General features: G+C 59.0%; 11 protein-coding genes. 6 read left to right on the forward strand and 5 right to left on the reverse strand.

Annotated elements, in window-relative coordinates:
* A partial coding sequence (locus LGH74_RS21510) for a HAMP domain-containing protein (RefSeq protein ID WP_226179624.1) occupies positions 1–1211 on the reverse strand: 1211 nt, incomplete at its 3' end.
* 357 nt (positions 1212–1568) lie between these two features.
* Here LGH74_RS21510 and topA point away from each other — a divergent pair.
* The 6 genes from topA (at position 1569) to LGH74_RS21540 (ending at position 11332) form a co-directional block, all read left to right on the forward strand.
* A complete protein-coding gene (topA, locus tag LGH74_RS21515; RefSeq protein ID WP_226179626.1) occupies positions 1569–4052 on the forward strand; it encodes a type I DNA topoisomerase in 2484 nt (827 codons plus the stop codon).
* Positions 4053–4169: 117 nt separating this feature from the next.
* Positions 4170–5018, forward strand: coding sequence for a DUF4846 domain-containing protein (locus LGH74_RS21520; RefSeq protein WP_226179628.1), 849 nt, complete (start codon positions 4170–4172; stop codon positions 5016–5018).
* Positions 5019–5094: 76 nt separating this feature from the next.
* Complete coding sequence (locus tag LGH74_RS21525; RefSeq protein WP_226179630.1) at positions 5095–5793, forward strand: SIR2 family NAD-dependent protein deacylase; 699 nt, start codon at positions 5095–5097, stop codon at positions 5791–5793.
* A gap of 28 nt (positions 5794–5821) precedes the next feature.
* A complete protein-coding gene (locus tag LGH74_RS21530) occupies positions 5822–6373 on the forward strand; it encodes a metal-dependent hydrolase (RefSeq protein WP_226179632.1) in 552 nt (183 codons plus the stop codon).
* A 64-nt stretch (positions 6374–6437) separates the two neighbouring features.
* Entirely contained in the window at positions 6438–10175 is a 3738-nt protein-coding gene (locus LGH74_RS21535) for a ShlB/FhaC/HecB family protein (protein WP_226179634.1), read from the forward strand.
* Positions 10176–10345: 170 nt separating this feature from the next.
* Positions 10346–11332 carry a Ppx/GppA phosphatase family protein gene (locus tag LGH74_RS21540; protein WP_226179636.1) on the forward strand — a complete coding sequence of 329 codons (987 nt, stop codon included), beginning with the start codon at positions 10346–10348 and terminating at the stop codon, positions 11330–11332.
* A 54-nt stretch (positions 11333–11386) separates the two neighbouring features.
* Here the strand turns inward: LGH74_RS21540 and LGH74_RS21545 are convergent, their stop codons facing one another.
* From LGH74_RS21545 to gyrB, 4 genes are all read right to left on the reverse strand, one after another.
* Positions 11387–11776 carry a hypothetical protein gene (locus tag LGH74_RS21545; RefSeq protein WP_226179638.1) on the reverse strand — a complete coding sequence of 130 codons (390 nt, stop codon included), beginning with the start codon at positions 11774–11776 and terminating at the stop codon, positions 11387–11389.
* A gap of 27 nt (positions 11777–11803) precedes the next feature.
* Positions 11804–14134, reverse strand: coding sequence for a polyphosphate kinase 1 (gene ppk1 / locus LGH74_RS21550; protein ID WP_226179640.1), 2331 nt, complete (start codon positions 14132–14134; stop codon positions 11804–11806).
* A gap of 60 nt (positions 14135–14194) precedes the next feature.
* The gene (locus LGH74_RS21555) at positions 14195–14572 is read right to left on the reverse strand and encodes a RidA family protein (protein ID WP_226179642.1); all 378 of its coding nucleotides are present in this window, start codon (positions 14570–14572) and stop codon (positions 14195–14197) included.
* A 186-nt stretch (positions 14573–14758) separates the two neighbouring features.
* On the reverse strand, positions 14759–16735 hold the full coding sequence (gene gyrB / locus LGH74_RS21560) for a DNA topoisomerase (ATP-hydrolyzing) subunit B (protein WP_226179644.1): 1977 nt from the start codon (positions 16733–16735) through the stop codon (positions 14759–14761).
* Between the last annotated feature and the right edge of the window lie 165 nt (positions 16736–16900).

The following is a 16900-nucleotide window of genomic DNA, read 5'->3' on the forward strand; positions in this document are numbered from 1 at the left end:
GCCACGCGGGTTACTTCGCCGGCAAACAGGTTCAGCGAGTCCACCATCTGGTTCAGGTTCTGCTTCAACTGCAGCAGTTCGCCTTTTACGTCTACCGTAATCTTCTGCGACAAGTCGCCTTTTGCTACGGCGGTAGCTACGTTGGCAATGTCCCGTACCTGCAGGGTCAGGTTGGAGGCCATGTAGTTTACGTTGTCGGTCAGGTCTTTCCACACGCCCGAGACGTTTGGAACACTGGCCTGGCCGCCCAGTTTACCTTCGGTGCCTACTTCCTGGGCCACGCGGGTTACCTCGCCGGCAAACAGGTTCAGCGAGTCCACCATCTGGTTCAGGTTCTGCTTGAGCAGCAGCAGCTCGCCTTTCAGGTCAACCGTTACTTTCTGGCTCAGGTCGCCTTTGGCTACGGCGGTAGCTACGTTGGCAATGTCGCGCACCTGAGAGGTCAGGTTGGACGCCATTGTGTTTACGTTGTCGGTCAGCTGCTTCCATACGCCGCCCACGTTGGGTACCGAGGCCTGGCCGCCGAGTTTACCTTCGGTACCTACTTCCTGGGCCACGCGGGTTACTTCGCCGGCAAACAGGTTCAGGTTGTCGATGGTTTTGTTGATGGTTTCGGCCATCACCTTGAAGTCGCCCGACACCGGAATCTGGAAGGTTTCATCCAGGTTTCCTTTCGAAATGTTCTTCAACACTTTGCCTACCTCCAATACCGGCACGGCAATGCTGTCGACGAGGCCGTTGATATTGTTGATCATGTCGCGCCAGAAGCCGGAGGCATTTTCAGCCGAGGCCCGGGCTTTCAGGTTGCCTTCTACCCCGGCTACCTTCGAAATGCGCGACACCTCCCCGCCTACTCCGCCGATCATCTCAACCATCGAGTTGTATGCTTCGGCAATTTCGGCGAAGATGTCATCGTTTTGCTTGGTCAGGCGCACCGACACGTCGCCCTTCTTAAAGGCGTCGAGGGCGTAGAGCACCCGGTTGAGCTGGTCGTTGACGTAGTCGGCTTCCTGACTGTCCTCCGAGCCCCGGCCACTCCCGCGTTTGCGGGTAATGTCGGAGCTGGTCCGGGCACCGGCAGGCCGCAGCATGGGGCTACGGTCATAGGGAGCGGTGGGATTGGGAGAAGAAGTTGCTGAAGACGGCGAATCCTGCTCGGACGCGTTATTTTCCGGCGTATTCGTATTCTTGGTAGTCTTACCTGGAGCCATACAAAGGGTAGGGTTGCGAAGCCTGGAGTAGAGAGGCGATGCTGTAAACCAGAAACCGCTACAAGGCAGTTCCCAGACTCACAAAGGTAGCAAATACGGCTTTTTAAACCACATTCTCGTAGTGGAGGTTAAATCCTTTTGCAAAGTAGCAAGCAGTGAACCAGTTGCCCGGCCGGTTGTGTTGCTCAGGCCCTGCTTTGCGCCCTGCCCGGCCAGTGTCGGTCAGCATAATTGCGGACCACTGCGGTGGCGCATCGGATTATTCCAGCATCTTTGCGGCAAAATTCAACTTTTCCTTTCCTTCGGCCGTTTCCTTAGTCCGAGCCTCTTTTCGTATCCCGCCCTCTCCTAGTTTATATGGTCAAAAATTTAGTCATCGTAGAGTCCCCTGCCAAAGCCAAGACCATTGAAGGGTATCTGGGAAAGGACTTTATTGTCAAGTCCAGCTTCGGCCACGTCCGGGACCTGCCCAAGGACAATAATGCCATTGATATTGCCAACGGCTTCAAGCCGACCTACGTCGTATCGCCCGACAAGCGCGAAATAATTGCCCAGCTGAAGAAGCTGGCCAAGGAAGCCGAAACCGTGTGGCTGGCGAGTGACGATGACCGGGAGGGGGAGGCCATTTCGTGGCACCTGGCCGAAACGCTGAACCTGAATGAATCCAAAACCCGGCGCATCGTGTTCCGGGAGATTACCAAGAATGCCATTCTCAACGCCATTGAGAATCCGCGGGAAATTGACCTCAACCTGGTAAATGCCCAGCAGGCCCGCCGCGTCCTCGACCGTCTCGTGGGCTTCGAGCTGAGCCCGGTGCTCTGGAAAAAGGTGAAAACCGGTCTTTCCGCCGGCCGCGTGCAGTCGGTGGCCGTGCGCTTCGTGGTGGAGCGGGAGCGGGAAATCAACCAGCACAAGTCGTCGTCGGCGTACCGGGTAACGGCCCGCTTTGATGCTGGCCGCGGCACCACGCTGGAGGCCGAACTGCCCACGCGCTTCAAAACCCAGGCCGAAGCGCAGGAATTTCTGGCCCGCTGCATCGGGGCTAGCTACCGCATTGAAAACCTGGAGAAAAAGCCCGGAAAACGCAGCCCTGCGCCGCCGTTTACTACCTCCACCCTGCAGCAGGAAGCCTCGCGCAAGCTCGGCTTCTCGGTAGCCCAGACGATGAGCGTGGCCCAAAAGCTCTACGAAGCCGGCAAGATCAGCTACATGCGGACCGACTCGGTGAACCTGAGCCAGGACGCGCTGGCGGCGGCCAAGGCCGAAATCAGCAGTGCCTACGGCCCCGAATACGCCCACACCCGCCACTTCAAGACCAAATCGGCCTCGGCCCAGGAGGCGCACGAAGCCATCCGGCCCACCGATTTCGCGCTGGTGAAAGCCGGCTCCGACTCCTCCGAGCAACGCCTCTACGATTTGATCCGGAAGCGGGCCATGGCCTCGCAGATGGCCGACGCCACGATTGAGCGTACGGTAGCCACCATCGGCATCAGCACCCAGCCCGGCACGCCGCTCATGGCCACGGGCGAAGTCATTACGTTTGAGGGCTTTCTGAAAGCCTACAGCGAGTCAAAGGATGAGGAAACGCTGGACGAGGACGCCAGCACCGAATCGTCATTTTCGCGCGGTCTGCCCCCGCTGAACCTGCAACAAGAGCTGCCCCTGCAGAGCCTGAAGGCCACCGAGCGGTTTGCTTCCCCGGCCGCCCGCTACACTGAAGCCTCGCTGGTAAAAAAGCTGGAGGAAATGGGCATCGGCCGACCTTCCACCTACGCGCCTACCATCAGCACGATTCAGAAGCGCGGCTACGTGGAAAAAGACACCCGTGAAGGCAAGGAACGCAAATTTCACGTGCTGACGCTGGAAGGCGACGAGGTGAAGACCGAAGCCAAAACTGAAACCTACGGTGCCGATAAAGCCAAGCTGTTTCCCACGGATACGGCCATGGTCGTCAACGATTTCCTGGTGGAGCACTTCCCCATTATCATCGATTACCAGTTCACGGCCAAAGTTGAGGGTGAGTTTGACCTGATTGCCAACGGCCAGGAGCAGTGGGGCAAGATGCTGGCCGATTTCTACGGCACCTTCCACGAAACCATCGAGCGGGGCCAGGACATTGAGCGCAGCACGCTGGGCAGCACCCGGGAAATCGGCATTCACCCCGAAACCGGCCAGAAGCTGACGGCCCGCCTGGGCCGCTACGGCCCCTACGTGCAGATTGAGCCCAAAGAAGGTGCCCCCGAAGGCGAAAAGGCAGTGTATGCCAGCCTGCGCAAAGGCCAGTTTATCGAGAACATCACCCTGGAAGAGGCGCTGGATCTGTTTAAGCTGCCGCGCATCGTGGGCGAGTTTGAGGATAAGTCGATGACGGCGGCGCTGGGTCGTTTCGGCCCGTACATCCGCCACGACAGCAAATTCTACTCCCTGACCAAGGAGCAGGACCCGCACACCATTACGGCCGATGAGGCCGTGGCGCTCATTGAGGCCAAGCGCAAAACTGACGCGGAACGCCTGATTAAGGACTTCCCCGGCCGCGAAGACGTGCAGGTGCTCAACGGCCGCTTTGGTCCCTACATCGTGGTGGGCAAGAAGAACGTGAAGATTCCCAAGGGCGAGGAGCCGGCCGACCTGACGCTGGAGCGCTGCCTGGAGCTGGCCGAAGCCACCCCGGACAAGCCTGCCAAAGGGGGCCGTTTTGCCAAGAAAGCCGCGCCGGCCGCTGAAGATGCCGCCGATAAGCCCGCCAAGAAAAAGCCGGCGGCCAAGAAGCCAGCTGCTAAAAAAGCGGCGGGCACTGCCGCCAAGAAACCGGCGGCCAAGAAGCCTGCTGCCAAAGCGTAGGCGGTTTCAATGCTGCTACCAAAAGCCTCTGCCGACCTCGGTGGAGGCTTTTTTTGGGCCGTGAAATTCCGGGAGCTTCCCTGCGTTGTATAGCCGCACCTCTATTTTCTGACTATCGTGACCAAAGCATTCTGGCTGCTGCTCGGGCTTCCTTTTCTGGCTGGTGGGCAAGTGCTTACCACCGCTCCTATCCCGGCTCCGGTACCCTACGCCTGGCTAACGGCGGGCCAGTACGACGCCCGCCAAACCGTGGCGGCACGGTTTGCGCCCCCGGCCGGCACGGTGCGGGTAGCGGTGGCAGCGGGCTCATTCGGCGCGTGGCTGCGTACCCTGCCGCTGCTGCCGGCCGGCTCGGCGGTGCATTTGTACAACGGCCAGCTGAAAACCCCGCAGAACGTGCACGCGGCCGTGCTTCGCATTGATGTGGGCAGCCGGGATTTGCAGCAGTGCGCCGACGCGGTAATCCGGCTGCGGGGCGAATACCTATTCAGCCAGAACCCCGATAAAGTGCATTTCCACCTCACCAGCGGCCATGACATCTGGTTTTCGGACTGGTACGGCGGCAAGGGCTTTCGGGCTAGCGGCAACGAGGTGGAGCCCACTACCCGGGCCGTGGAGCAGCCCACGCACGCGGTATTTCGCCGCTACCTCGACCAGATTTTCACGTACGCCGGCACGCTTTCTTTAGACCGGGAGCTGCAGCCGGTGCCGCTGGGTGCCGTGCAGCCCGGCGACGTGCTGATTCACGGCGGCTCACCGGGCCACGCCGTTATTGTGCTAGACGTGGCCGAGGAGCCCCGCACCAAGCAGCGGTACGTGCTGCTGGCGCAAAGCTACATGCCGGCCCAGCAGATACACGTGCTCCGCGACGCCAAGCGGGGTGCCTGGTTTGCCGTCAACTCCCGGGAGCCCCACTTCGACACGCCGGAATGGACCTTTGGCAGCAATGAGCTGAAGCGCTTCTGAAAAGCCGGCCGGGGTGGTACTTTGCAGCCGAGAGGCCGGTGCGGGCCGCTTATTGTTCCGATGACTTACTGAACCCATGAAAAAGAAGATTGTAGTGCTGACCGGGGCTGGCATCAGCGCCGAAAGCGGGCTGGCAACGTTCCGGGGCTCCGACGGGCTGTGGGAAGGCCACCGGGTGGAAGATGTAGCCTCACCCGAAGGCTGGGCCCGCAACCCGGAGCTGGTGCTGGAGTTTTACAATCAGCGCCGGGCCGCCGCCCGGGCCGCCCAGCCCAATGCCGGCCACCTGGCCCTGGTTGCTCTGGAGCAGGCCTATGAGGTAGTCATCATCACCCAGAACGTGGACGATTTGCACGAGCGGGCCGGTTCCAGCCGCGTTATTCACCTGCACGGCAAGCTGTTTGAGTCGCGCAGCACGCGCCACGAAAACCTGGTGTACCCGATGACACAGGACCGGATTGAGTTGGGCGACCTGTGCGAGCAAGGCCACCAGCTGCGGCCCAATATCGTGTGGTTTGGCGAAGCCGTGCCCCTGATGGAGCGCGCCATGGAAGAAACCGCCACGGCCGACGTATTTATGGTCGTCGGCACTTCGCTGCAGGTGTATCCGGCGGCCAACCTGGTGCACTACACGCCCACCGGCTGCCCCACCTATATTATTGACCCTAACCAGCCCAATCTGGTGGCACGGCCCCATCTGCATTTCGTACGGGAGCCGGCTACTACCGGCGTGCCGCGGGTGGCGGCTGAGCTGCTGGGCCAGGCCACTGCGTAACTTCCTTTTCCGCCCCACTCCTTCCCTTATGGCTTCTGCTTTTGGCCACGCTCTGCTGGGCGCCACGCTCGGCAAACTACTGCTCCCCTCCCGCTCCCACTGGCCCTACTGGCTGTTAGCCGCCGCCTGCGCCGTGCTGCCCGATGCCGATGTGGTCGGCTTTAAATTCGGGGTAGCCTATGCCAGCTTATGGGGCCACCGGGGCCTCACGCATTCGGTGCTGGCGGCAGTAGTGCTGGCTTCGGTGCTGGTTTTTCTCGTTCGAATTTTTCGTCCTGCTAACCAGCCCGCTGCTGGAAGGCTTTGGCTGCTACTGTTTCTGGCCACCGTATCGCACGGCGTGCTCGATGCCATGACCACCGGCGGACTGGGTGTGGCCTTTCTGAGTCCGTGGGAGCAGCAGCGTTACTTCTTCAGCTTCCGGCCCATCCAGGTTTCGCCCATTGGTGTGAAGCGTTTTGCGGGGGCTGCCGCCTGGCGCGTGCTGCGCAGTGAGGCCGTGTGGGTGGGTATTCCGTGCCTGCTGCTCTGGCTGAGCCAGCGGATTCTGCGGCCGACACAAGCTCAGCGGCAGCCTTGACGCACCCTGGCGGAGTTTATTGCGTAGAGGAGGTAACCACACAATTTCACGCTTCGCCTTCCTCATGCGAAAACCTTACCGTCTGCTCCTTGCAGCGCTGCTTTCTGCCGTATCCGCTCCTCTTGTTGCCCAAAATCAGCCGGCTGCTCATTCCGTTTTTCTGCTTGGCAATACCGCCGGCGACGCCGTGTCGGAAAGCCACTTGCGGGCCCTACGGCAGCAATTGGAACAGCAAACTGGTCCCTTTACCGTAGTTCACCTGGGTGATATTGCCGCCAACAGCGGCCTCAAGAAAGAGCCAGAAGCCCAGACCACGGCCCGCATCGACCAGCTGCTTGATCTGGTAAAAGGCCTGCCAAATGGCCGCATCTACTTCGTGCCCGGCGACAAAGACTGGGACAACTCCGGCGCCGACGGGCTGAAAAAAGTGCGCCGCCTCGAAGAATATATTGAGCAGAAGCTGCCGGGCCAGAATGCCTTTCTACCTACCGGCGGCTGCCCCGGTCCCGAAATCATTGACGTAGCGCCCAACGTACGTCTGGTGGCCATCAACTCGCCCTGGTGGACGCACCCCTACGACCGGCCCGAAGCCCCTGATACGGAGTGCAAAACCATGACCAAGGAGGAATTTCGGGAGCAGCTGCAGGATGTGCTGGATGAAACCAAGGGCAAAAACGTGCTGGTCGTGGGCCACCACCCGGTGGTGAGCAATGGCGTGTACGGCGGCCGGATTCCGCTGGGTCGTCACCTGTTTCCGTTCGATAATGGCGTGCCGCTGCCTGTATTCGGCTCGGTGTACGCCGCTTACCGGCAGAACGTGGGCTCCCCGCGTGATATTGCCAACCCCGCCTACGCCGACCTGCGCAAGAATATGCTCAGCACGCTCAAGGAAAACCCCGGCGTGGTATACGCCGCCGCCCACGACTACAGCCTGCAACTTACCCGCCTCGAAGACAACTACCACTTGATTTCGGGCAGCTTTACCGAAAAAGAGCACGTCGGCTCCGATTCGCGGGCGTTGTACAACAAATCGGAAAAAGGATTTTCCAAGCTCGACTACTACGCCGATGGCACGGTGAAATCGTATTTCTACACCTTTGCCAAAGGCGGCGCTACGGCTCAGGAATCGTTCAACGCGACGCTGTTCCAATCGGCCTGCACCGAACCGCGCCTGCCCAATGTGCCGGTCAATGCCTTTATTCCCGAGTGCCCATCGGCGACCAAAGGCGTAGCGGCTCCTAAGCCCGATGCGCCGTTTCAACCCACGGTGACGTTGGCACCCGGCCCGCAGTACAAGGGCAAGCCCGGCAAGAATTTCTTTCTCGGCCCGCTCTACCGCACTTCCTGGACCCAGCCCGTTACCGTTAAAACCCTGGATCTGGGCACCGAGAAAGGCGGGCTGCGCATCTTCGGCAAAGGCGGCGGCCGCCAGACGACTTCCGTCAAGCTTATTGCCGCCGACAGCTCGGAGTACGTGTTTCGCTCCGTCGATAAGGACGTGACGCGCATTCTGCCACCCGAACTGCGTACCTCCATTGCCGCCGACGTGCTGCGCGACATCACGCCCACGGCCCACCCCTACTCGGCGCTGGTAACGGGCTCGTTGCTCGACCAGACCGATATCCTGCACGCCCGGCCCCGCCTGTTTGTGCTGCCCGACAACAGCCAGCTGGGCCCCTATCGTGAGCAGTATGCCGGCCTGATGGGCACGCTGGAAGACCGCCCCGTAGACCCCAAGCCCAACCTGCCCGGCTTTGGCGGCGCCGAGGAAGTGCGCCGCTCGTTCAGCTTTTTCCGCCAGCTCTACAAAGACCACGACAACCAGGTAGATGCCGTGGCCCTGGGCAAGGCCCGGGCCTTCGACATGCTGGTGGCCGACTTCGGCAAGCACGAGGATAACTGGAAATGGGCGGGCTATAAGCAGGGCAAAAAAACCATCTTCCGCCCCATTCCCCGCGACCGGGACCAGAGCTTCACGCTCTGGAACGGGTTGCTGACCTACATTGCCAACCGTGAATGGGCCGTGCCCAGCATCGAGGATTTCCAGGCGGAGTTTCACGACATGGAAAGCCTGAACTGGCCGGCCCGCCACCTCGACCGGTTTTTGCTTCAGTCGCTCACCCGGGAGCAGTGGCAGCAGATTGCCAAGTACATGCAGGAGAAAATTACCCCGGCGGCCATCGACCAGGCTACCAATGAGCTGCCCAAGGAGGTGCAGCCCATTTCGGGCAACGACCTGAACCGCAAGCTCAAAGCCCGCATCCAGGAACTGCCCAAAGCGCTGGATGAATACTATCTGATGCTGGCCAAGCGCGTGGATGTGGTGGGCTCCAACAAGGCTGAAGTATTCCAGGTAATCCGCCTCGACGACGGCAAGGTACGAGTGCAGATGTTCGACAAAGCCAAGGATTCCGACGAAATCAACGGTGAAGCCCTATTTGACCGCACTTTCGACCCCAAGGAAACCGACGAAGTAGCCCTCTACGGCCTCGATGGCAAGGACATCTTCACCGTAACGGGCTCGGTGCGCAAAAGCGTGCTGGTGCGCGTTATCGGTGGCGACGGCAAAGACCGGATTACCGACGAGTCGCGCGTGGCCGGCCTGCGCACCAAAACTAAGGTGTACGACCTGCCCGATACGGAGCTGAAGCTGAGCAAAGAAAGTGACAACCACACTTCCGAAAAGCTGGGTATCAACCGCTACGACCGGGAAGCTTTCGAATACGACGGCTACAACCCGCGCGCCACGCTCATCTTCAACCAGAGCGACGGGTTCGGGGCCGGGACCGGCTTCGATATTGTGCGCCAGGGCTTCCGCAAGCCCGACTACAAGAACCTGTACGGCTTTGATATTCAAGGATCTACTAACGGCAACTTCCAAGTAGCCGTGAATATGCGCCACCGCCACGCCATCAAGGCTTGGGACATCGGGGCGCGGGCTGAGTATGGCAACTACTTCCAGTTCTACAACTTCTTCGGCCTCGGCAACGACAGCAAAAAGGACGAGGGCCTTTACGACGCCAATTTCTACAAGGCCCGCTACAAAGGCTACGTGGCCAACGTATTTACCGAGCGGGTTTTCCTGCAGCGCAGCGTATTCCGCTTCGGTCCCAGCTACGAGCAGTACCAGTCCGATTTTACCTATAACAGCCTGCTGGGCCAGGGCAATACCCAGCAGCCCCTGCCCACCGACCGCCGGCCTAACACCGCTTTCCAGCGCCTGATTGGCTTGAATGCCTTGCTCGACATCGACCTGCGCGACCGGCAGACCTTTGCCCGGCGCGGCTTCCGGGTGCGGGCCCAGCACGACAGCTACCACCAGCTCAATCGTACTGAGGGCAACTTTGGCCTGACGCAGCTCTTCGGCGAATATTACGCCACGGCCCGCCTGGGTATCCCGGTTACGTTCGTCGTGAAAGGCGGTGGGGCCAAAAACTACGGCGACGACGACGAAATTCCGTTCTATAAGTTTACCAGCCTGGGCCAGCGCGAAAACCTGCGCGGCTACTACCGCAACCGCTTCACCGGCGACGCCAGTGCCTATCTGAACACCGAAGTACGGCTGGCGCTGGGCCGGGTCCGCAACAATTTCCTGCCCTTCTCCTATGGCGTCTTCGGTTTCTACGACCAAGGCCGCGTATACTACAAAGGCGACTCGCCCGAGGGCTGGCACGCCGGTTACGGCGCGGGCTTCTACATTGCCCCCGTCACCGATCAGCTGGCGTTGTCCATTTCCTACCAGACTTCGAAAGAGCAAAGCGCGCTGCTGCAGTTTGGCGTGGGCTTTCGCATCGACCAATAGTTAGTTGTCCAGTAATTCAAAAAGCCCGGTTCCTTTGGAGCCGGGCTTTTTTACGACCTTTTTCCGCTACTTTCTGGCCTTTTGGTGGTCAATAGCCGTAGTACCGGGCTAGTCTGCTTTGGGCAAACCTGTATCTTTGGCCACTTCTTTCACCTCTTCTTTCTCGCTGCATGAACTATCCGCTTCTGAAACTGGCTGCTATTGATATTGGGTCGAATGCTGTTCGGTGTCAGATTTCAGCGGTGTTGCACTACGGCGACCGGTACCGTCTGAAGCGCGTGGAATACGTGCGCTACCCACTGCGCCTGGGCGAAGACGTATTTGCCACCGGCCACATTTCCCCGGCCCGGGAGGAGAAGTTTGTCAAGTTTTTGCACGCCTTGAAGCTGCTGATGGAAGTGCACGACGTGGCCCATTACCTGGTGTGTGCCACCTCGGCTATGCGCACGGCCACTAACGCGCCTGCCATTGTGGCCCGCGTGCAAAAGGAGCTGAATATGCCCATTCAGGTAATCGACGGGCAGGCTGAGGCTTCCTACATCAACCGCGTAATTGAGCACCTGCTCGAAGACAACAAGCATTACCTGCACATCGACGTGGGCGGCGGCAGCACCGAGTTTAATATCTACCACGACCGGCGTAAAGTAGCTTCTCAGTCGTTTGAAGTGGGCTCCATCCGGCGCATGCAGCAGGAAGAAGCCGGCATTTCAACCGACGCTCAGAACGGCACCTGGCAGCGCATGGAAGACTGGGTGAAGGAAAATGCCCGCAAATACCACGTCACCCGCGCCATCGGTACCGGTGGCAACATCAACAAGCTCTACAGCCTGGCCCAGCCCGCCCTCGACAAACCCGTCACGCGCCGCCGTATCGGCACCATCCTTAACAACCTGACCCGCATGACGATGGACGAGCGGGTGAACGTGGCCATGCTCAACCCTGACCGCGCCGACGTTATCGTGCCTGCCGGCCATATCTACCTCTCGGCCATGGAGTGGTCCAACATTAACCAGATGATTGTGCCCGATATCGGCCTGAAGGACGGCATGCTCCAGACGCTATTCGAACAGCATTTCGACGAAATTGACCCGCTCAATAACGGGGCCGACCATCTGCCCTTGGCCACTGTGCCAGGCCGCACCAATGGCATGGAATAACAGCAAAAGGCCCGTAGCACTGAATGTTACGGGCCTTTTTTACTTTATCTACATCTAATGTGGTAAGTGGGGCAACACCTCACTTTTGACCAGAACGAATTGGCTGTTTCCGCTGGCATGTGGTTGGTAGCGCAAGATGTGCCGCTCCGGATGAAACTCCTCCAGCGTGAAAGTGCCATCCGTTTCGATGATGGCTTCTTTACTGCCATCATTATCCACGTCTTCGAAGTACAGTTTCGCATAGTCAGCCCCTACTGCTGGTCCTAGCTTTACTTTGGGGTTGGAGCGTAGCACGGGTGTGAAGGTAACGTATCTGTCAGTTGCGCCCGGCATGTCTTCCAGCCATTCAACTTCTGTATACGGATTGCGAAACTTGGCAGTGCCATAAAAACCAGCGGCAACCACGGCAACGATACTACCCATCCAAAGGCTTCTTTTCAGCATAGCCAGTTACCCAGTATTACCTGTGCCTCACGAATTGGCGAAATCCACCTTGTCGTCAGGCTCACCTTCGACCAGCGCCTGCACCGCCGATACTTCCGCCTCGACCGGCTCACTCACTTCTTCCGGCTCATCATCGGGCGCGTCCACGCAGTCATCGGCCAGGCATTTGGCGGCTTCCTCGGCGGCAGCGGCTTCAGCTTCCTGCTTGTTGCGGCGCACCAGCTGAAACAGCAAGTGCAGCAGGCCTTCGGGCGTAGCCGCCGCCAGACGTTCCTCGTCGCGGCGGTAAAAGTCGCGGTGCACGTTCACGATGGGCTCGTCGGCAGCCGGGCGGTTGCGCACGTAGGCGCCATCTTCGCGCATGAGGTAGGAGTTCTGATTATCCAGCAGGTTGAGCATCAGAATGCTGATGGCCTCGCGCTTGAGCTGGGGGTTCATAATCAGGAACAGCGCCTCAATGCGCCGGTCGAAGGAGCGCACCATAATGTCGGCCGAGCCGGCGTACACTTTCGGATTGCCGGCCTGGTGGAAGTAAAACAGACGTGAGTGTTCCAGTAGGTCGCCCACAATGCTGCGCACTTCGATGTTCTCGCTCAGCCCCGGCCGGCCGGGCCGCAGGCAGCAGATGCCGCGCACCACGAACCGAATCGGCACGCCGGCCTTGGAGGCCTTGTAGAATTCGTCGATGAGTTCCTTGTCTTCCAACGAGTTCATCTTCATTACAATACCGCTGGGCAAACCCTTTTTGGCATTGCGCACCTCCTCCCGGATCAGGTGAATAATCTGCTGGCGCATATCCTTGGGCGCCGTAATTAGGTACTCGTAGTCGTCGGGCTGGGAGTGGCCGGTAATTACGTTGAAGAACTCCGACACGTCGTGGCCATACACGTCGTTGGTCGTGAGCAGGCTCACGTCGGTGTAAATCTTGCTGGTTTGCTCGTTGTAGTTGCCCGAGCCGATGTGCACGTAGCGCGTCACCTTCTCGCCTTCCTTGCGGATGATCATGAGCATCTTGGTGTGCGTCTTGTACTTGCTCACCCCGTAAATCACGAAGCAGCCGGCCTTTTCCAGGCGGGAGCCTTCCCGGATGTTGCGCTCCTCATCAAAGCGAGCCTTCACCTCGAACAGCACCGATACGTGTTTGCCGTTTTCGGCCGCCTTGAGCAGCGCCGCCGTTACGCGCGAATCGTCGGCGAGGCGGTAAATCGTTTGCTTAATGCCCAGCACGTGCGGATCTTCGGCGGCCTGCTCCAGCAGCCGCACCACCGGCTCAATACTGTTATAGGGGTGGTGCAGCAGTACGTCGTGGTGCTTGAGGAACTCGAACAGGTTTTCCTCCGCCCCTTCCGGCAAGCTCAGCGGCACTACCGGCGCGGGCATCCGCGTCGACTTGCCCCGGAAATTCGGGTGCTTCAGAATCTGCAGCACACCCTTCATGTCAATCAGGGAGTTGATGACGAACACGTTGCCGTTGTCGATTTTCCAGCGCTCCTTGAGCACGGCCATCATCACGGGCGAGGCGTCATTCTCGACTTCCAGGCGCACCACGCGGCCTTTCTTGCGGGTTTTGAGGCCCACCTGAATTTCCTTGATGAAGTCCACGTCGATATCGTCCGACTCTTCCAGCGTGAAGTCGCCGTTGCGGGTGATGCGGAACAAATCGGCCGACACGATTTCCACGTTGCGGAACAGCTTGGGCAAGTTGGCCCGCACAATTTCCTCGATAGGCACAAAAATTACCTTGTCCTTGCGCGTCAGCTCAAAGAAGCGCGAGAGGTTCTGGGGAATCTGCACGAAGGTGAGCCGCTCGTGGCCATTGTCCATCACGCTGTCGGGCCCGGTGCGCGTTACTACCCCGAAGATGAGCATCTGGTTCATCATCAGCGGGAAGCCGTGGTAGGAGTCGTACACCATCGGCGTGAGCAGCGGGAAAATGGTGTTTTTGAAGTAGCCGTCGGCTTTCTTCAGCTCCAGCTCCGTCAGCTCGTCCATTTTCAGAATGTTGAAGCCCGCCTTTTCAAACTGCGGCTTCAGCTCATTCTGGTACGTGAGCGACTGGTCGTTGATGAAGCGGTGGGCAAAATCGAGCAGCTTGCGCCGAAACGGCAGCTCCCGCAGCCCCGAGTAGTCGACGCGTTCCTTGCCGTAATCAAGGTAATTATAGAGCGAGCCAACCCGAATCATGAAAAACTCGTCGAGGTTGGACGAGGTAATGGCCATAAACCGCAGCCGGTCAAACAGGGTACGGCTGGTGTCCTTGGCCATATCCAGCACCCGATAGTTGAACCGCAGCCAGCTAAGGTCGCGGCTGATGTACTTGCTTTTGCGAATGAGGTCGGCAGATTTGAATAATTTCATGGCTACGCTGTGATTCGGGCTAAGATACGCAGTACGACTGCGCAAAGGCGGAATTTAAGGTTAGGAAATAATGGCGGTGGCTTCAATCTCAACCAGCAGCCGCGGATCAATCAGGGCCCGCACTTCCAGCATGGAAGAAGCCGGCCGGATATCAGCGAAAAACTCGCCGTGCGCCCGCCCGATTTCCTGCCACTGGCTGATATCGGTGGTAAAAATGCGGGTGCGCACCACATCCTCCAGCGTGGCGCCGGCGGCAGTCAGCGCGTCGGCAATTTTCTCCAGGGCGCGTCTGGTTTGCTCATACGCCGTGGCGCCCGTCACCGAGTCGCCATCCTGGGCCGTAGTGCCGGCCACTTCCACCACGTTGCCCACCCGCACGGCCCGCGAGTAGCCCACTATACTTTCCCAAGGTGCCCCGGAGGCAATATTCTGCCGCATGTGTTTCTTTTCTTGAACGCTGTAGAGACGCGTATTCGCGTCTCATCGTTGAACAATTAAGGCGGTGCAGAAGCAACAGCCGCCGCAATGCGTGAGACGCGCATGCACGCCTTTACACAATCCGTATTTGTTAGGTATGCGCAATAAAAAAGCCCGCTCGGGGCGGGCTTTTCTACAACCAAACGCTTACACGTCCAGTTTGGCGTATTTGGCGTTTTTCTCGATAAAGTCGCGCCGGGGCGGTACTTCGTCGCCCATGAGCATGGCAAACAGGTGGTCGGCCTCCGCCCCCGATTCCACGTCGACGCGCTTCAACGAGCGGGTGTCGGGCTGCATGGTGGTAGTCCAGAGCTGCTCGGCGTTCATTTCGCCCAAGCCTTTATAACGCTGCACGTTCACCGTTTCGGGCTTGCCCCGGCCCAGCTCTTCCTGGGCCGCCGAGCGTTCCTCTTCGGTCCAGCAGTAGCGTTCCTCCTTGCCGCGCTTCACCAGGTACAGCGGCGGCAGGGCAATGTAGATGTAGCCTTTGTCGATCAGCTCCCGCATGTAGCGGAAGAAGAAAGTCAAAATTAGCGTCCGGATGTGAGAGCCGTCGATGTCAGCATCGGTCATGATGATGACCTTATGATAACGCAGCTTGTCCAAGTTCAGCGAGCGGCTGGTGCTGCCGTCATCTTCGTCGGTCTTCTTTTCGAAGCTCACGCCGAGGGCCGTAATCATGTTCCGGATTTCCTCGTTTTCGTAGATGCGGTGCTCTTGAGCCTTCTCCACGTTCAGGATCTTACCCCGCAGCGGCAAAATGGCCTGGAATGCCCGGTTGCGGCCCTGCTTGGCAGTGCCACCGGCCGAGTCACCTTCCACCAGGTACAGTTCGCAGATTTCGGGGTCCGATTCGGAGCAGTCGGCTAGCTTGCCGGGCAACGAGTTAGAGCCCAGCACGGTTTTGCGCTGCACCATTTCGCGGGCCTTACGGGCCGCAATACGCGCCCGGGCGGCCAGAATCACCTTTTCGATGATGATGCGGGCTTCCTTGGGGTTTTCCTCCAGGTACTGGTTCAGAATTTCGCCTACCACCGTATTCACTGCACCGCTCACGTCGGAGTTGCCCAGCTTAGTTTTGGTCTGGCCTTCGAATTGGGGCTCCTGTACCTTCACCGAAATAACGGCCGTGAGACCTTCCCGGAAGTCGTCGCCCTGAATCTCCACCTTGGCCTTTTCCAGCATGCCCGACTTGTCGGCGTACGCCTTCAACGTCCGGGTGAGGGCCGAGCGGAAGCCGGCCACGTGCGTGCCGCCCTCAATAGTGTTGATGTTGTTGACGTAGCTGAAGATGTGCTCCTGGTACGAGTCGTTGTACTGCAGGGCCACTTCCACTGGGGTGCCGCCTTTTTCACTGATAACGTGAATCGGGTTGGGCATGAGCACCTGCCGGCCGCTGTCGAGGTACTGCACAAACTCGCTCAAGCCGCCTTCGGAGAAGAATACTTCGCCTAGAAACGTGTCGTCATCGTTTTTCTCGCGCCGGTCGGTTAGCGTGATGCGGATGCCTTTGTTGAGGTAAGCCAGCTCGCGCAGGCGGTTGGCCACGGTTTCGTACTTGTAAACCGACTCGGTGAAAATTGTGCTGTCGGGCAGAAACTCTACCTGTGTGCCGTGCTCTTCGGTGTCGCCGATTTGCTTTACGGGGTACTGGGGCACCCCGATTTTGTACTCCTGCTGGTAGATGTGGCCGTTGCGGCGCACGGTTACCTTCAGGTCCTGGCTCAGCGCGTTTACGCAGCTTACGCCCACGCCGTGCAGACCGCCGGATACTTTGTAGGAGTCTTTGTCGAACTTGCCGCCGGCGTGCAATACCGTCAGCACCACTTCCAGGGCCGAGCGGCCTTCCTTCTGGTGGAAGTCCACGGGGATGCCGCGGCCGTTGTCACGGACGGTTACGGAGTTATTTTCGTTGATGGTTACTTCAATCTGGTCGCAATGACCGGCCAAGGCCTCGTCGATGGAGTTATCGACTACTTCCCACACCAAGTGGTGGAGTCCTTTGATGCCCGTATCGCCGATATACATGGAGGGGCGCTTGCGTACCGCCTCAAGGCCTTCGAGTACCTGGATACTATCCGCGGAGTACTGGTCGTCGGCTCTTTTCTCTTTCGTTTCGCTCATGTAAGACGCTATTATTTCAGCTTTCTACTAACGTACAAAGATACCGATTTTATCCGGTTTTTGCCAGCTTTTATGCGGTTTTGCCCAGTTCCGACCCCTGCTTTTATCTGCTTGCGACAGCGAAATCTTGCTATCTGTCACTTCAGCCGCCGCGTGTAAATGGCG

The organism is Hymenobacter lucidus (genome assembly GCF_020447265.1).
GTDB classification, from domain to species: Bacteria; Bacteroidota; Bacteroidia; order Cytophagales; family Hymenobacteraceae; genus Hymenobacter; species Hymenobacter lucidus.

Coding starts and splice junctions, on each gene's coding strand:
- topA (WP_226179626.1), top strand. CDS start 1,569: ATGGTCAAAAATTTAGTCATCGTAGAGTCCCCTGCCAAAGCCAAGACC.
- LGH74_RS21525 (WP_226179630.1), top strand. CDS start 5,095: ATGAAAAAGAAGATTGTAGTGCTGACCGGGGCTGGCATCAGCGCCGAA.
- LGH74_RS21530 (WP_226179632.1), top strand. CDS start 5,822: ATGGCTTCTGCTTTTGGCCACGCTCTGCTGGGCGCCACGCTCGGCAAA.
- LGH74_RS21535 (WP_226179634.1), top strand. CDS start 6,438: ATGCGAAAACCTTACCGTCTGCTCCTTGCAGCGCTGCTTTCTGCCGTA.
- LGH74_RS21540 (WP_226179636.1), top strand. CDS start 10,346: ATGAACTATCCGCTTCTGAAACTGGCTGCTATTGATATTGGGTCGAAT.
- LGH74_RS21545 (WP_226179638.1), bottom strand. CDS start 11,776: ATGCTGAAAAGAAGCCTTTGGATGGGTAGTATCGTTGCCGTGGTTGCC.
- ppk1 (WP_226179640.1), bottom strand. CDS start 14,134: ATGAAATTATTCAAATCTGCCGACCTCATTCGCAAAAGCAAGTACATC.
- LGH74_RS21555 (WP_226179642.1), bottom strand. CDS start 14,572: ATGCGGCAGAATATTGCCTCCGGGGCACCTTGGGAAAGTATAGTGGGC.
- gyrB (WP_226179644.1), bottom strand. CDS start 16,735: ATGAGCGAAACGAAAGAGAAAAGAGCCGACGACCAGTACTCCGCGGAT.